Source organism: Paenibacillus sp. BK033 (assembly GCF_004345425.1).
Classification (GTDB): Bacteria; Bacillota; Bacilli; order Paenibacillales; family Paenibacillaceae; genus Pristimantibacillus.
Genome location: NZ_SLVP01000001.1, coordinates 1,313,614 through 1,329,917 on the forward strand (window position 1 = coordinate 1,313,614; position 16,304 = coordinate 1,329,917).

The 16,304-nt window shown below is 51.3% G+C and carries 17 protein-coding genes; all 17 read left to right on the top strand.

The genetic code is table 11. From position 1 onward, the window contains the following. The first annotated feature begins 39 nt into the window (after positions 1-39). Complete coding sequence (gene ndk, locus EV294_RS05945; RefSeq protein WP_132304708.1) at positions 40-483, top strand: nucleoside-diphosphate kinase; 444 nt, start codon at positions 40-42, stop codon at positions 481-483. Between the two features lie 37 nt (positions 484-520). Beyond that, entirely contained in the window at positions 521-1,306 is a 786-nt protein-coding gene (locus tag EV294_RS05950) for a CheR family methyltransferase (protein WP_132304710.1), read from the top strand. A gap of 62 nt (positions 1,307-1,368) precedes the next feature. After that, complete coding sequence (locus EV294_RS30235) at positions 1,369-1,530, top strand: hypothetical protein (RefSeq protein ID WP_165930582.1); 162 nt, start codon at positions 1,369-1,371, stop codon at positions 1,528-1,530. A 179-nt stretch (positions 1,531-1,709) separates the two neighbouring features. Further along, complete coding sequence (aroB, locus tag EV294_RS05955) at positions 1,710-2,804, top strand: 3-dehydroquinate synthase (RefSeq protein WP_132304712.1); 1,095 nt, start codon at positions 1,710-1,712, stop codon at positions 2,802-2,804. Between the two features lie 5 nt (positions 2,805-2,809). Continuing rightward, positions 2,810-3,178, top strand: a complete 369-nt coding sequence (gene aroH / locus EV294_RS05960) for a chorismate mutase (protein WP_132304714.1) — start codon at positions 2,810-2,812, stop codon at positions 3,176-3,178. 382 nt (positions 3,179-3,560) lie between these two features. Beyond that, positions 3,561-5,123 carry an anthranilate synthase component I gene (gene trpE, locus EV294_RS05965; protein WP_132304716.1) on the top strand — a complete coding sequence of 521 codons (1,563 nt, stop codon included), beginning with the start codon at positions 3,561-3,563 and terminating at the stop codon, positions 5,121-5,123. A gap of 1 nt (position 5,124) precedes the next feature. Next, a complete protein-coding gene (gene trpD, locus EV294_RS05970) occupies positions 5,125-6,177 on the top strand; it encodes an anthranilate phosphoribosyltransferase (RefSeq protein ID WP_132304718.1) in 1,053 nt (350 codons plus the stop codon). After that, positions 6,167-6,964 carry an indole-3-glycerol phosphate synthase TrpC gene (gene trpC, locus EV294_RS05975; protein WP_132304720.1) on the top strand — a complete coding sequence of 266 codons (798 nt, stop codon included), beginning with the start codon at positions 6,167-6,169 and terminating at the stop codon, positions 6,962-6,964. The genes trpD and trpC overlap by 11 nt, the downstream gene beginning before the upstream one ends. Then, positions 6,961-7,623: a phosphoribosylanthranilate isomerase gene (locus EV294_RS05980; RefSeq protein WP_132304722.1), complete on the top strand. Its 663-nt coding sequence runs from the start codon at positions 6,961-6,963 to the stop codon at positions 7,621-7,623. Before trpC ends, EV294_RS05980 begins: the two co-directional genes overlap by 4 nt. Further along, entirely contained in the window at positions 7,620-8,816 is a 1,197-nt protein-coding gene (gene trpB, locus EV294_RS05985; protein ID WP_132304724.1) for a tryptophan synthase subunit beta, read from the top strand. Before EV294_RS05980 ends, trpB begins: the two co-directional genes overlap by 4 nt. Next, positions 8,813-9,619 carry a tryptophan synthase subunit alpha gene (gene trpA, locus EV294_RS05990; protein ID WP_132304726.1) on the top strand — a complete coding sequence of 269 codons (807 nt, stop codon included), beginning with the start codon at positions 8,813-8,815 and terminating at the stop codon, positions 9,617-9,619. The genes trpB and trpA overlap by 4 nt, the downstream gene beginning before the upstream one ends. Before the next feature lie 202 nt (positions 9,620-9,821). After that, entirely contained in the window at positions 9,822-10,919 is a 1,098-nt protein-coding gene (gene hisC / locus EV294_RS05995; RefSeq protein WP_132304728.1) for a histidinol-phosphate transaminase, read from the top strand. 4 nt (positions 10,920-10,923) lie between these two features. Beyond that, positions 10,924-12,015, top strand: coding sequence for a prephenate dehydrogenase (locus tag EV294_RS06000; RefSeq protein WP_132304730.1), 1,092 nt, complete (start codon positions 10,924-10,926; stop codon positions 12,013-12,015). 513 nt (positions 12,016-12,528) lie between these two features. After that, positions 12,529-13,125 carry an RNA polymerase sigma factor gene (locus EV294_RS06005; RefSeq protein WP_132304732.1) on the top strand — a complete coding sequence of 199 codons (597 nt, stop codon included), beginning with the start codon at positions 12,529-12,531 and terminating at the stop codon, positions 13,123-13,125. After that, a complete protein-coding gene (locus tag EV294_RS06010; RefSeq protein WP_132304734.1) occupies positions 13,122-13,724 on the top strand; it encodes an anti-sigma factor in 603 nt (200 codons plus the stop codon). Before EV294_RS06005 ends, EV294_RS06010 begins: the two co-directional genes overlap by 4 nt. A 115-nt stretch (positions 13,725-13,839) precedes the next feature. Continuing rightward, positions 13,840-14,439, top strand: coding sequence for a histidine phosphatase family protein (locus EV294_RS06015; protein ID WP_132304736.1), 600 nt, complete (start codon positions 13,840-13,842; stop codon positions 14,437-14,439). A 791-nt stretch (positions 14,440-15,230) separates the two neighbouring features. Further along, positions 15,231-16,250, top strand: coding sequence for a hypothetical protein (locus tag EV294_RS06020; protein WP_347813049.1), 1,020 nt, complete (start codon positions 15,231-15,233; stop codon positions 16,248-16,250). The last annotated feature ends 54 nt before the right edge of the window (positions 16,251-16,304 follow it).

Genomic DNA, 16,304 nt, shown 5'->3' on the forward strand with positions numbered 1-16,304 from the left:
AGCAAGAATTGCTTCACAATTCTTTTTAGGAGGTAGCGTATGGAAAGAACATTTTTGATGATTAAGCCAGACGGTGTGCAACGCGGCCTTATCGGTGAGATTGTGTCGCGGTTTGAGCGCAAAGGACTGAAGCTCGTTGCTGCCAAATTTATGGTGGTAAGCAGAGAACTTGCAGAAACCCATTATGCCGAACACCAAGGCAAGCCCTTTTACGAGCCGCTGCTGAACTTTATTACAGCCGGTCCGGTCTTTGCCATGGTGTGGCAGGGAGATAACGTCATTGCCCTGACGCGTGCCATGATTGGCAAAACGGATGCGGTAGACGCGCTGCCTGGCACCATTCGTTCGGATTTTGCCGTACATACGAATTTAAATTTGATTCACGGCTCGGATTCTCCGGAAAGCGCGGCTAGGGAAATCGCGAATTTCTTTTCGCCCGAGCAGCTCATGGAATACGAACATACCGTACAGCGCTGGATCTAAGCCATACATAACGCTGTCGTTACAACAGGAGGCGTCCATGTCGGTGGATCTGGATTTCGATCTTTTTATCCAAAGAATGAAGGCTAAGACCAATATCGATTTGTCGCAGTACAAAGAAGCCCAGATGAAGCGTCGTTTGACGACGCTGCGCCAGAAGCACGGTTACCACACTTTCGAGGCCTATTGGAAAGCCATTGAACAGGACCGGAGCCTGCTGAACGAGTTTTTGGACCGCATGACCATCAATGTGTCCGAATTCTGGAGGAACCCGAACCGGTGGGAAGTGCTGCAAAGCCGCTTCCTGCCGGAAATGCTTGGGCGGGGAGACAAGCTTAAGATATGGAGTGCCGCTTGCTCGACTGGAGAAGAGCCGTACACGATCGCGATGATTTTGTCGGAGCTTGGCGCTCTGCATAAAACCTCATTGCTGGCGACTGACCTGGATTCCGTGGTGCTGGAAAAAGCGAAGGAAGGGCAGTATTTGGAGCGTTCCCTGCGGGATGTCCCCGCTGCTTACAGGCAGAAGTATTTCCAGCCGGATCACGGAATGTACGCGGTATCGGACATGCTTAAAAACGCGATTTCGTTTAAGCAGCAGAATCTGCTGCACGATTCCTTTGATCATTCCTTTGATCTGATCGTCTGCCGGAATGTAATGATTTATTTCACGGAAGAAGCCAAGCACTTATTGTACCAAAAATTCGCAAGCGCTCTTCGGCCAGGAGGACTTCTGTTCGTCGGAAGCACGGAGCAGATTTTCTCTCCATCCCAGTACGGCTTCGAGTCGGCAGACACCTTCTTCTACAGAAGAATAACCGGCTGATGTATAGCGATTTCCATCCGTTCCAATACTAAAGGCAACCGATCTTTTATTGGAGGATGAAGATGGACAAGCGACAAGTGATTCATGCTTACCGAAGCGGAATCATAACCATTCAAGAATGCGCTCAAATTCTCGGTCTCGACAGCCGCCAGCTTCCTAATCTGATGAGTCAGATGGCAGTGAAGGTTGACCGGGAAACAAGCAAGCGCTTTGTGAACAGCTAACGCTTTTCCATAGCCGCCCGAAAGGCGGATGCCAGAGCCAGAAATGGCTTGAGCATCCGCCTTTTTACATTTGCTAGAACTGCCGCATTTCTTGTCAAAGCCTGGAGCCTGTACTATAATGAGCAAAGATGTTTACATAACAAAAGCCCGGAATATAAACAGTTAGGATGGTACAGATCATGCGCGAACTGAAAGTTGAGCTAGGCGAACGCTCTTATCCCATTTATATCGGTGAAGGTCTTTTGCAGGAGGCGGCAGCGTATTTCAAGAAGCATCAGATCAGCTTGAAATCGCCGCTCCTTATTATTACGGATGAACATATTGCCCCGCACTATTTGGAACCGCTTAAGAGCAATCTCCGCGAAGGCGGCTTCACGGTCGACAGTGCGGTTATTCCTGCGGGCGAGAGCTCCAAATCGTTGTCGATGCTGGAAAACCTGGTTACAAAAGCGCTTGAGGCCGGCCTTGACCGCAAGTCGACGATTGTTGCGCTTGGCGGCGGCGTTGTTGGGGATCTGGCCGGATTCGTGGCGGCTTCCTATATGCGCGGCGTTAGGTTCGTACAGATTCCTACAACGATCCTTGCCCATGATTCAAGCGTTGGCGGCAAGGTTGCGGTTAATCATCCGCTTGCGAAAAACATTATTGGCGCTTTCCATCAGCCCGAGATGGTGCTTTACGATCTGAATACGCTGCAGTCGCTGCCTCCGAGGGATGTTAGCGCCGGCTTATCGGAAGTTGTGAAGCACGGTTTAATCTGGGATGCGGAATTTACGGCATGGTGCGAAGAAAACGCGGACCGTCTGCTTGCGCTTGAACCGGATGCGCTTGGATATGCCCTTTACAAAGGCTGCAGCGTAAAGGCAGCCGTAGTCTCTCAGGATGAGCGCGAGAATGATCTGCGCGCGATTCTGAACCTTGGCCATACGATCGGCCACGCGCTCGAAGCGGTAGCCGGCTACGGCGAGCTTTTGCATGGGGAAGCCATCTCCATCGGCATGATTGGCTCGGCGAGACTGGGATTACGTTACGGCGCGCCTGAAGAGGTTTATACCACCACGAAGCGGGTATTGTCCAAGGTTGGTCTGCCGGTGAAGCTTCCGGCGCATTTCGACGTTGACGCCATTATGGACGCCATGATGCATGACAAGAAATTCAGCGAGAGCACGATGGTATTTGTTGTGCCTACCGAGGTCGGCAAGGTGGAAATCAAGAAGGATGTTCAGTCCGCGTGGGTACGGGATATCGTTGAGCAATTGAAACTGGAGGCGTAAAAGGGATGACAGTTAGAGGGATTCGCGGTGCCATTACCGTTGACGTAAATGAAAAAGAGCCTATTTTGCAGGCAACGCTTGAGCTGCTGCAAGAGGTTGTGAAACAAAACGATATCGTGCCGGATGATGTCGCCAGCGTGTTTATTACCGTTACGCAAGACTTGGATGCTACATTCCCGGCAATTGCGATCCGTCAAATGGTCGGGTGGGATCTGGTGCCTTTAATGTGCGCGCTGGAAGTGCCGGTGAAAGGCAGTCTTGAGCGCTGCGTCCGTTTCATGATTCATTTGAACACGGAAAAAACCCAAGCTGAGATTAACCATGTCTATCTTGGCGGCGCGCGCGTGCTTCGTCCGGATTTGTCAAAATCCTGATTGACGCGAGGCCTAATCGGTAGTATATTGAGAACTAACAATAGTTAGGCAAGAGAAGAGTAGCAAGTTAATAGACAGGTTTTAGAATGAAACGTTTAACCGTCATCACAGGATGGCGCAGCCGTTTCACCTTAGGTAGCAGGCTTTTAGTTGAGTTGAGATGAGTTAAGCAGAGACGAGTGCAGAACAGTTGAGAATAGAGAGCTTGTTTATCGCAGCTAAGCGCAGGAGATCGCATCGCTATCGTGCGCCTTAGGTCTATTCTTTATTTTGTTCGCAATCTTATTTGTCATCATCTATACATTCAACGCCCCTGCTTCCGGCAGGGGCTTTTTTAATGCCCTTCTAACCAAGTAGCGAGTACCAAGAGGAGGAACCCCCCATGACAAATGAATTGCAGCAAGTAACGAAGCTGGCCGACCAATACAATATTATTCCGATCGTACGCTATATGCTTGCGGATACGGAAACACCCATCAGGCTGTTTCAGCATTTTGCGAAGGAGCAGCACGCGTTCCTGCTTGAGAGCGTAGAGGGCGGAGTGAAATGGGCGAGATATTCTTTCATCGGGACGGATCCTTTCATGATGCTCTACGGGAAGAACGGCAAGATGGTACTGGAGCATAACGGTGAGAAGCAAGTGTTCGACGAGAAGCCGATTGAGCTCTTGAAGGCTCAACTTCGCGGCTACCGCAGCCCGTCGCTGCCGGAGCTCCCGCCGTTTACGGGAGGCGCGATCGGATACTTCGGTTACGATCTGCTTCAATATTACGAGAACCTCCCGGCACACCGCATCGATGACTTGCAAATGAACGATTTGCAATTTATGTTCTGCGACCAGGTCATCGCGTTTGATCACTTCAAGCAGCAGCTGCAAATTATCGGGAATGTTCATATCCCTCATGCCGCCACCAACGCGGACATCGAGAAGGCTTATAACCGTGCGGTAGCCAAGATCGAAGCTACGATCGAACGGGTGCAGCAGCCGATTACGGTTCCGGTAACGTCGGGTTCGTCGATCCCGGTTGATCCCGAGCTTGGCGATGTAAAGTCCAACCTGACGAAGGAACAGTTTATTTCGAACGTTGAGCAGGCGAAGGAATATATCCGCGCCGGCGATATTTTCCAAGTCGTCTTGTCTCAGCGCTTCAGCATCGAAACCGAGGTTGATCCGCTTCACGTCTACCGCGTGCTTCGCACGATGAATCCGTCCCCTTATATGTATTATTTGAAAATGGGTGATGAAGTGATCGTAGGCACTTCGCCAGAAGCGCTTGTAAAGGTTAACGGCGACCGCAAAATCGAGACCCGTCCGATCGCGGGAACAAGGCCGCGCGGAAAGACGCCGGAGGAAGACAAGGCGCTGGAGGTGGAATTGCTCGCCGACGAGAAGGAACGGGCGGAGCATCTGATGCTGGTTGACCTTGGGCGCAACGATATCGGCCGCGTATCGGAATTCGGCACGGTACGCTGCGATTCTTATATGGAGATTGAGCGTTACTCGCATGTCATGCACATCGTATCCAACGTATCCGGCAAGCTTCGCGAGGATAAAGACTTCTTTGATGCCTTCCTGTCCTGTCTGCCGGCCGGCACGGTATCCGGCGCGCCCAAGCTTCGCGCGATGGAAATTATCGCGGAGCTCGAGAACGAAGCGCGCGGCGCTTACGCGGGGGCAATCGGTTATCTCGGATTCGGCGGCTCGCTGGATACGTGCATTACCATCCGGACCATCGTGTTCAAGAACGGCAAAGCTTATGTTCAAAGCGGAGCAGGGATCGTATGGGACTCGGTTCCGGAGAGCGAATATATGGAGACGGTCAATAAAGCAAAAGCAAGCCTTAAGGCGATCCGCGCGGCGGAAGCGATTTTTGGCAATCGGAAAAGTTCGGCTGATCAGGCGGTTAACGCGGATTACTATGTAACAAGCGGAGAGGTGTTGTAAAATGAGTTTGGTGACAGAACAGGTAACGATGCAAGGCGCGTTAAACAAGCTGATGAACAGCACCGATCTGACGCGTGAAGAAGCGCGGTTGGTCATGGACATTATTATGAGCGGCAATGCTACTCCTTCGCAAATTGCGGGCGTTGCGACAGCCCTGCGCATGAAGGGCGAGACGAAGGACGAGATTACGGGGTTTGCGGAAGCGATGCGCCAGCATTCCAGCCATGTACAGACGAAGCAGGAAGGCCTGCTCGATACTTGCGGCACGGGCGGCTCCGGCATTCATAAATTCAATATTTCCACGGCTTCCGCCATTATCGCTTCGGCGGCCGGCATTCGCGTAGCGAAGCACGGTAACCGGGCGATGTCCGGCAAAGCGGGCAGCGCGGATGTGCTCGAAGCGCTTGGCGTGAATATTACGCTCACCCCGGAGCAAGCCTCCGAATGCCTGAATCAGATCGGCATCTGCTTCCTGTTCGCTCAATTGTATCATCCTTCTCTCCGCCATGCGGCTGCGCCGCGCCGCGAGCTGGGCGTCCGCACGATCTTTAATATGCTTGGTCCATTAACGAATCCGGCTGGCGCCGACCGTCAGCTGATCGGCTTGTATGACCGTACCAAAACGTCCACGATTGCAGCCGTATTAAACGAGCTGGGCGTGAAACGGGCGATGGTTGTCAGCAGCATGGACGGACTGGACGAGATCAGCATCTCGGCGCCAACCCAAATTTCCGAGCTGCGAAACGGCGACGTGGTGACTTATGAACTGACTCCGGAGGAGCTGGGGCTCTCCCGCTATCCGATTTCCGAAGTAATCGGCGGAGATCCGGAGACGAATGCGGCGTTGATTCGCGCAATCTTCAGCGGCAAGCAGCGCGGCGCGTACCGCGATATCGTACTCGCTAACGCGGGTGCTTGCATTTACGTAGGCGGCTATGCGGATTCTCTCCGCGAAGGTGTCGAGCTGGCTGCCCGAATGATTGATTCCGGCATGGCAAATCAACAATTGCAAAAGCTTATTCAAACGACAGGAGAGTTGACTCATGTTTCTTGATAAAATCGTAGTAACGAAGCGGGAAGAGGTTGCTCGTCTCGCTTCAGGCTTCCAGCTATCCGAGTATGAACGCAAAATCGCTTCGCTTCCCGAATGCCGCGGCTTTGAGCGCGCGCTGACGGCGGGCCGCAAACGGGATGTCGGCCTGATTGCTGAAGTAAAGAAGGCATCTCCTTCAAAAGGCCTCATTCGTCCGGATTTTCAACCTGCCGAGCTTGCGGCCGCTTATGAGCGCGCGGGCGCGGATTGCATTTCGGTGCTGACGGACCGCGATTATTTCCAAGGTTCGAATGATTATTTAACCTTGATCAAAGAAACGGTAGCTAATCCGCTGCTCCGCAAAGATTTTATTATCGATTACCGTCAGGTATACGAGGCTCGTGTTATCGGAGCGGATGCGGTACTATTAATAGCAGCAATCCTTACATCCTCCGAGCTGTCGGAGCTGTATGACACGGCAAAATCGCTGGGCATGGACGTTCTTGTGGAGGTCCATGACCGTGAAGAGCTGGAGCGGGTTCTGGAGCTGGATAAAGCGACTTTGATTGGCGTTAACAATCGTGACCTGAAGTCTTTTGTAACCGATCTTCGAACGACGGAAGCTCTTATCGATCTTATGCCAAAAGGGGTTACGGTAATAAGCGAAAGCGGCATTGCGGGGCGGAAAGATATGGATTATCTTCAAACCGTCGGTGCGCAAGGCGTCCTGATCGGCGAACATTTCATGCGCCAGCCGGATGCCGGACAGGCTGTTATTGACCTGATGGGTCCGGTGACGCGGGCATGACGGCGTCGCCAAGAATCAAGATTTGCGGATTGAGGGATGACGCTACCATTGCGGAGATGAACGGACTTCCTTTTCATGAGATCGGCTTCGTGTTTGCGCCAAGCAAACGCCAGGTCGATGCGGAAACGGCTGCAGCGCTAATCCAGACTGCCAAGCAGCTTCGAGCGGCTGAGGGTGAAGCCCCCCAAACGGTTGGCGTTTTCGTTAATCCGGATATTGAGGAGCTGACGGCAATCGTGGCGAAAGCGCCTCTTGATGTCGTTCAGCTGCACGGGCGGGAAACTCCGGAATTTTGCCGATTAGTTAAGAGCCGCTTGGGTAAGAAGGTATGGAAAGTACTCTCAATCGGAACAGAGGGCGGGGATGCTCTGGAGCGGGTATCCGCCTATAAGGGAGCCGTAGACGCTATTCTAATCGATACAGCCGGCGGCGGTACGGGTCAAACCTTCGATTGGCAGCTCATAACGGACTACCAGAACGCGGCAGGAGCCATTGAAGTTCCTTTATACGTAGCCGGAGGACTTCATCCCGGCAATGTGGGAGAGCTTCTGGCAGGCAACCCGGTTGACGGTATTGACGTATCGAGCGGGGTTGAGACGGACGGCCGCAAGGACATCGAGAAGATTAGACTATTCGTTAGAAAGGTGATAGAACGATGAACCAAGTACCAGACGAGAACGGGCGCTTTGGCAAATTCGGCGGCCGGTATGTACCGGAGACGCTGATGAACGCTTTGCTGGAGCTGGAAGAAGCCTATAAGCATTATTCGCAGGACGAATCCTTCAAGCAGGAGGTTCATGATCTTCTGCACAAATATTCGGGACGCCCAACGCCGCTTTATTATGCGGAACGTTTAAGCCAGCAGCTTGGCGGCGCAAAGATCTACCTGAAACGCGAAGATTTGAACCATACCGGCGCTCACAAAATCAACAATACGATCGGGCAGGCGGTGCTTGCCAAACGCATGGGCAAAACCAAAGTGATCGCCGAAACCGGCGCTGGCCAGCACGGCGTTGCATCGGCTACCGTTGCCGCTTTGCTTGGACTGGAATGCAAAGTATTCATGGGCGAGGAAGACATGAAGCGCCAGCAGCTTAACGTATTCCGCATGCAGCTGCTAGGAGCGGAGGTTGTTCCCGTTATGTCAGGCACCCGCACGCTGAAGGATGCCTGCAACGAGACGCTCCGCTACTGGGTCAGCCATGTAGACGATACGTTCTATATTCTGGGTTCGGCAACAGGCCCGCATCCATACCCCATGATGGTTCGCGACTTCCAGCGTATTATCGGGGACGAATCCCGCAAGCAAATCGTCGAAGCGGAAGAACGTCTTCCGGACTATGTGGTTGCCGCAGTTGGCGGCGGCAGCAATGCTATCGGTATTTTCTATCCGTTTATTAAAGACGAATCCGTCCGTCTTGTTGGGGTTGAAGCAGCGGGACGCGGTATTGATACCGAAGAGCATGCCGCTACGATGACCATGGGAAGCCACGGCGTATTCCAGGGCTCCATGAGCTACTTGCTGCAGGATAAATACGGCCAGGTTCAGCCTGCGCATTCGATCTCTGCAGGGCTCGATTATCCGGGTATCGGACCGGAGCATGCTTATTTGAAAGATTCCGGCCGCGCGGAATACTTCCCGATTACCGATGCCGAAGCGCTTGACGCGCTCCAGCTGCTGTCCCGTGCGGAAGGAATCATTCCGGCATTGGAGTCCGCCCACGCGATTGCGCAGACGATTAAGCTGGCGCCAACCCTTGATAAAGACAAAATTGTCGTCGTCAGCCTGTCGGGACGCGGCGATAAAGACGTGGAAGCGATCATGGGTTACCTGGGAGGTGCAGAGGCATGAATTTGATTGATGCTGCTTTCGCCAAATTGAAGCAAGAAGGACAAACGGCACTTATTCCGTTTCTGACGATCGGGGATCCGGATATCCCTACCTCAATCGCCATTATTAAAGAGCTTGAACAAGCAGGCGCGGATCTCGTGGAGCTTGGCGTCCCTTATTCCGATCCGCTTGCGGACGGTCCCGTTATTCAACGGGCATCCGAACGCGCGCTTAAGAATCATATTTCCATTCTGGATTGCATCGAGACCGCTGCTGGGGCCCGTGAAGCAGGCGTCAAGCTGCCGTTTATATTGTTTACTTATTTCAATCCGGTGCTGCAATTCGGCCTGGAGGCTTTTATGAATCTTGTCGTGGAGAAGGGCATCAGCGGTCTTATTATTCCGGATCTTCCGATTGAAGAGGATGAGGAAGTACGCACGCTGGCCGAAGCGAAGGGCGTACACCTTATTCCGCTGGTAGCCCCAACCTCCAAGGACCGCGTTGTCCGCATTTCCAAAAAAGCACGCGGCTTTGTCTATTGCGTATCCTCGCTTGGCGTAACGGGAGTCCGTGCCGAATTCCATAGCGGAATTGACGACTTCCTCGCTACGGTTCGCGAAGCTACGGATCTCCCTATTGCCGTGGGCTTCGGTATTTCCAGCCGTGAGCAGGTGGAGCGCTTCGAGAAATCCTGCGACGGCGTAGTCGTAGGCAGCGCGATTGTGCGCAAAATCGAAGAAACGCTTCCTTTATTGGGCGATTCTTCAAAGCGGGAAGAGGGACTTGCCGAAATCCGCCGTTTTGTTGCCGGGTTGAAGGGCTAAAACGAAAGGACAGAGCTTGCGTGCTCTGTCCTTTTTTTATTTCCAGGCTTGTATGCCCCTGCCAAAGGATGGCAGATATTTTGGCCAAGTGTGCTCCAATTCCTATTTTAAAAGACGACTCTTTAAAACCTTGACAAGATGTGAGACAATAGAAAACATGCGGTTAGCCAATTAGGCCAATATGACAAAGAGGTGAACGGCGATGCAGCCAAAAAGCAATATCGTGCATCTCCCTGTTTATCAGCCGGGAAAACCGGTTGAAGACGTTAAGAGAGAGCTAGGATTAGACGAGGTTATCAAGCTTGCTTCCAACGAGAACCCATTTGGTTATTCGGAACAGGCGAAAGCAGCTATCATAAATGAATTAGGTCAAATTGCCACCTATCCGGACGGCGCCAGCTTTGAGCTTACTGCAGCAGTAGCGGAAAAATACGGGGTAGAAGCCAATCAGATTATTTTTGGAACAGGCTCAAGCGACATCATCCTTATGCTCGCGAGAACCTATCTTGCCCCTGGCGACGAAACGGTTATGGCCGACGAAACGTTCTCCCAATACAAGCATAACGCGGAAATCGAAAATGCACGCATTATCGAAGTTCCATTGAAGGACGGCAAACACGATCTTCCGGCGATGCTCGCCAAGATTACGGATCGTACTAAGCTGGTTTGGGTATGCAATCCGAATAATCCGACGGGCACAATCGTCGCGGAAGAAGAGCTTACCTCTTTCCTCGATCAAGTTCCTAAGGATGTTCTGGTCGTATTGGATGAAGCGTATTGCGAATTTGTGGACGAGCCTGGTTTCCCGGACGGCATTAAGCTGCTGAAAAAATACCGGAACCTGATCGTGCTTCGCACCTTCTCGAAAATTTACGGACTGGCATCGCTTCGCATCGGTTACGGAATCGGACACGCGGATGTCATTCAATATATGAATCAAATCCGTGAGCCGTTTAATACGACTCGCCTCGGGCAAGCGGCGGCAAAAGCATCGCTTGCCGACGATGATTTTATAGCGTTCTGCCGCCAGCAGAACCGTGCGGGGATTGACTACCTGTGCAGCCATTTCGACCGGCTTGGTTTGAGTTACTTCCCAGCGCACGGCAACTTCGTTATGGTGGACACGAAGCTTCCTTCCGCCGACGTATTCCAGTCGCTGCTTCGCAAAGGAGTTATTGTGAGACCGCGCTGGACGTACTATCCGACACACATCCGAGTCTCGGTAGGCACTCCGGAGCAAAACGAAAAGTTCATCGCTGCTCTTGAGCTGGTCCTGCAGGAAGCGGCGGTGCGCGGATAGCCTTATGACGAAGATCGCGATATTTGGGGTAGGATTGATTGGCGGTTCTTTGGCGCTTTGCTTCAAAGGCAAGCCGGAGCTTACCGTTGTGGGCTACTCGAACCGTCAGTCCTCCGTTGAAAAATACTTGAAGCGGGGAGTTGTCGATTACGCGACAACTTCCTTGCGGGAAGCAGCCGAAGGCGCCGACTTCATATTCCTGTGCGTGCCTGTCGGCAAGCTGGAGGAATACGTAACGGAGCTCGGGAAGCTTGACTTGAAGCCAGGCTGCATCGTTACGGATGTAGGCAGCACCAAAGCTTCGGTGGCCGAGTGCGGCAGAAGATTGGAGCGGAATGGCGTATCGTTTATCGGCGGTCATCCCATGGCCGGTTCCGAACGCTCGGGAGTTGAAGCGGCCTCCACGAATCTGTTCGAGAACGCCTTCTACGTGTTAACGCCGGAAGAGACGACCCCGCCGGAAGCGTTGGAACGGCTTAAAAATCTTCTGGTTCATACAAGAGCGCATCTTGTCAGCGTTGACGCGAATTCGCATGACGAGATTGTGGGCGCAATCAGCCACCTGCCGCATATGATTGCGGTAGCTCTCGTTAATCAGGTCCGCGGTTACAATGAGAATAACGGCTTGTACGAATTGCTGGCTGCCGGCGGCTTCCGGGATATTACCCGGATCGCGGCCAGCGATCCGATCGTCTGGCGAGATATTCTGATCAACAACCGCGAGGTGCTGCTGAAGCTCCTGAAGGATTGGAATGCGGAAGTGGAGAAGTTTGCCGCGATGCTGGAATCGTTGAACGGCGACGCGATTGAGGAAGCTTTCGAGACGGCCGGGGAATTCCGCAGCAAGCTTCCGGAGCGCCGCAAAGGCATGATTCACTCCTTATACGATTGTTATGTGGATGTACCCGATCATCCCGGCATTATCGGCAATATTGCCAGCGAGCTGGGCAGTGCCCGGATAAATCTTAGCAACATCAATATTATCGAGAGCAGGGAAGATGTTCCCGGCGTTCTTCGTTTATCGTTCCGGACCCAAGAAGATCTGGATCAAGCGATGGAGCTGCTCGGCAAAACCGGATATACCGTCCGCCAATAAAACCTCGAAAGAGGTTTTTTTGCTTTCCAAGGCTTTCTTTCCCGATGGCAAAAAAAGTTTAAGCGTTTTCAAAAAAACCGTTGACATTGTGGAAGCGTATACATATAATAAAAGTACAGTATGGTTTCTCTCCACTCCTATCCAAAACTATAGCGTTCAATATGAATGCTGCCACTCTTCGGAGTGGTTTTTTTTTGTTCTTTTTTAGTGGACATGCCTAACTGGCTAATTCCGACAAAATCCCGCAAGCCGGAAATTAGAGTTTACTTATTTTTTGAGACTAATGCGAATTGGTGTGTTACAATACGGAAGGATAATGGGTATTGTTAAAATATGGATTAAAATCCTTTTTGTCGAAACAGGAAGGAATTTGGCTATTGCGAATCGAATTACATACATCGTATTTATTGAAATTTTTTATGATAATGACCGCAACTTTTCGCTTCCGGTTCGGTACAATGATACATAATCGAACTGGGAAGAAGAATTCGCAGGTGAGGAGGTTCGCCTGTCATGACTGATTCCCAATTAATACGTGAGATTAAGGACGGAAACATCGAGCTTTATTCGGAGCTGATGCGCCGTTACCAACGCAAGATACTAGCATTTATCTATCATATGTTGAAAAGTGCCAAGCTGGAGCTGCTCGCTGAGGATTTGTGCTCCGAAACGTTTTATAAAGCATACCGCAGCCTCCATTCCTTCCGCGAAGTGGATGCTTCTTTTTCGACGTGGCTGTATACGATTGCACGAAATACTGTGCTTAGCGAACTTCGCAAACAGAAGTCGGCTCACGTCCCGCTTGACGAGTCGAATGTGATGCCGGCTGCACCGCCTGATCAAGTGCCAGAGCAGCATGTGCTGCGCAACGAACGGATGGCGATGGTTCGCGAGGCGATTAACAATTTACCTGAGAAACAACGCTCAGCACTCATTCTGCGGGAATATGACCAGTTGGACTACCAGGAGATCGCCAATATTCTGGGTCAAACGGTCAGCTCCGTGAAATCGTTGTTATTCCGGGCACGAGCCAGCGTAAAGTCGCAGCTTGAGCCTTACTTTGGCGAGACGCCGATGATGGAAGAATACGAAGGGATGAACACACGATGAAATGCGATGACGTACAAGAGAAGTTCGATGTCTTCGGATATTTATCAGAGGAAGATGCCGAACGGGAAGCGATGGAAGCCCATTTGCTCGATTGCGAGCATTGTTCCGAACAATACCGTCTGTGGGAAGAAAGCGAAGAGATGATCCTTAAGCTTTCGGAAGAGGATGAGGTTGTTACGGTCCAGATGGAGCATGTCAATCGCAGCGTTATGGATCGCATTTATGCTGAACAATCGTGGCTCATGCCGGTTTCCCAGAAAAGCTATTATTTCTCGCCTGCTTTCAGGCGCAACCTTGCGATTGTGCTGTCCGCTTGTCTGGCCATATTCGCGTGTTCGCTTATATTCTTTATCAAAGGCAACGAACATGGCACACCGGAAGAAAAGATGGCGCAACTGACGGGATTAATGGATACCGCTAATGCTTCCGGCAGCGATTTCGTCATTAGCGCGGAATTCGAGGTTCCCGTGGCAAGCGTTAGTGATCCGTTCGTTCTTCAAGTCGTTCCAACCTTCCCGCAATATTGGGTCGCCCTATCTCTTCTTGGGATTGTGATGACGTTGTTAATCTTGAATTGGTTGTCTAGAACGAGAAGCTAATGCACAAGCTTAATTAAGGTGTTGTTCAGATATTCAACCTCTAACCGTGGCTGTTTTATTCGGCTGCCGCGATAGAGGTTTTCTCATTTTATTGTCGGAAAGGGCGGAATCACAATTGATTATTGGTATGGTACGACACGGCAATACCGATTGGAATGCGCTTGGGAAGATTCAAGGCCAGACGGATATTCCTTTAAATGAGCTTGGGAAAAAACAGGCGAACGCACTAGCCGAGCGATTAAGCAAAGATGAGAAGTTGTGGGATGCCGTTATATCGAGTGATCTGCAGCGCGCTCGCCAGACGGCTGCGGTTATAGCAGACAAGCTGGGTATTCCGCTTCTGGACGGAGATCCTCGTTTGCGGGAACGCAATTTCGGCGAAGTCGAAGGCCTGACCCTGCCCGAGAGGGTAGAGCGCTGGGGCGAGAACTGGCGCGAGGTTGCGCAAGGACTGGAAACGGACGACGAAGTCCGCTCCAGAGGGCTGTCATTCTTGCAGGATTGGCAGAAGCAGCGGCCGGAAGGCAGGCTGCTGGTGGTATCCCATGGCGGATTTCTGGCGCAAATGTTCGATACGCTTTGCGTCGATCTCGAGAAGCAGCAGCTGGGCAATCTTTCTTACTCGATTCTCCAGCTGAAGGATGAGCAATGGATTCCGCTTCTATATAATTGCACTCGTCATTTGGAGAAGGAGCAGGAAGTAACGACCAATTGATGGTGGTTCCGAGCTTGCCATTCTCGGAAATGTATCTCCTTCCGGCCGCTGTTGTCATTCTGAATATAGATTAGATTTATAAGGTGTATTCAGAAGTGACAAAGGCGAACGCTACGCTCCTCCAGGAGATACATATCCGTTCATTCCCTCGTCAATTTATTTTTTAACAACAGTTTAGGCTGCCGTTTACATGGCAGCCTTTTTTATGAAGAGCAAGGGCTGCCAAGATCAATGGCAGCCCTTTTGCCGTTCCCGCTGTTGAATTTTACAAGGCTTTTTTGTGTGGAAAACCGAGCGAGCGGAAGCGGAGCAAGCAAATGTTCATTGAGAAGCGAGGACTATGCTTTCGAAGCAGCTTTCTTCCAGAAAGCTTTTAGTTCGCTTTTGATATCCGGATTCCCCTCCATACAACTTCGAATCGAAGGGAATCCGGTATCAATGGCGATCGAAAGAACATGTGCTTGCGCAGCGTGCATTACCGAAGCTTTTTAATGCAATGTGAAGCTTTTTCACACAACTAGTTTTAAAATTCAAAATTCTTCCCATAATGGTACTAATTATTGCTAGCGCATCAAATAAGCTCGCGATCGAGACACATACGGCGGGCAGTTACGGAAAGGAGAGATACCATGAATTTGTCGGATATGTTGGGCTATGCGGATATTCAGCAGTTGAGCCGAATCGCCTCCGTATATCAATGTGAGTGCAATGGCCACTCAAAAAATGATTTGATTCAGTCGATTCTCTCAACCGTCAGCCGGAAAGATGTTTTTGAGGCGCAGATCAGCAGTATGAAACTGGACGAAATGCGGTTCTTGAACTCGCTTCTATTTGAATCAAGAGATTCCTTCAGTCTGGAAGAATTGATTGCAAGGGTACAGCAAAGCAAGTTTGGCGAGCTGGAGCCCCCAGCGGAAGAACCGCCGCAGAAGAAAACGAAACGCACAAAGAAAAAGCAGGCCGAGGCCGAAGCGCCCAAAGAATCGGGACCGCGCGAGATGATCTCCAGGTTCAAGCATCAGGGATGGCTGTTCAACGGAGTAACCGGAACGAATCGTTATATGTTCCAGGTACCGCAGGACCTGAGAACGAGATTCCGCGAAACGCTTCGCAAAAAGTTTGCAGCAGAGCTGCACTATACGGATGAGCCGCATATGTACCGGGACGAACAATTGCTTGTTCAAGAGGATGTTTATCAGCTGCTTCATTATATTTACCACAATGAGGTGCAGCTGTCGGCGGACGGTTCGATGTACAAACGGTTCAGCGGACAGATTCTGGAAAAGCTGGCCATTTCGGAGGAGCTGCCGGGCAAAGGCGAATGGCGATTCGGTTACGGCAGACATTTTCACCATTATCCGAACCGGATGTCTCTCCTGTTCGACTACTGCAGCTATATGAAGTATTTCGCTGACGATAATCTGGTATTGACCTTATCGCCGAGCGGCGAAGAACGGTTGCGCGGCAAGCCGGCGAGTGAAATGGAGCAGATCTATAAATTCTGGCTGAAGCTGTACAAAGGGGCAATACCGAACATTCATTCGCTTGTGCATTGGATGAACAGTCTGGCAGAGCAATGGGTTACGGTTGACTCGCTGCGCAAGGTGCTTATCCCCTTTGTCAAACCGTTCTATTACGACACGGCCGACAAGGTGCTGGATATCCGGTTAATCGGAATGATGGTTCATCTGGGCATGCTACGGATCGGCGAGCATCAGGAGAATGGTACGGTTGTGCGGATGACCAAATTGGGAAGGGCGCTGGTCGCCGGAGTAAACCTCGAAGATCAGGATCGGATGTTTCTCTATTAAATTTTCTATGAAACCAATTAGGCGATGGCATATTAATTGGAATGGGGGCAATCG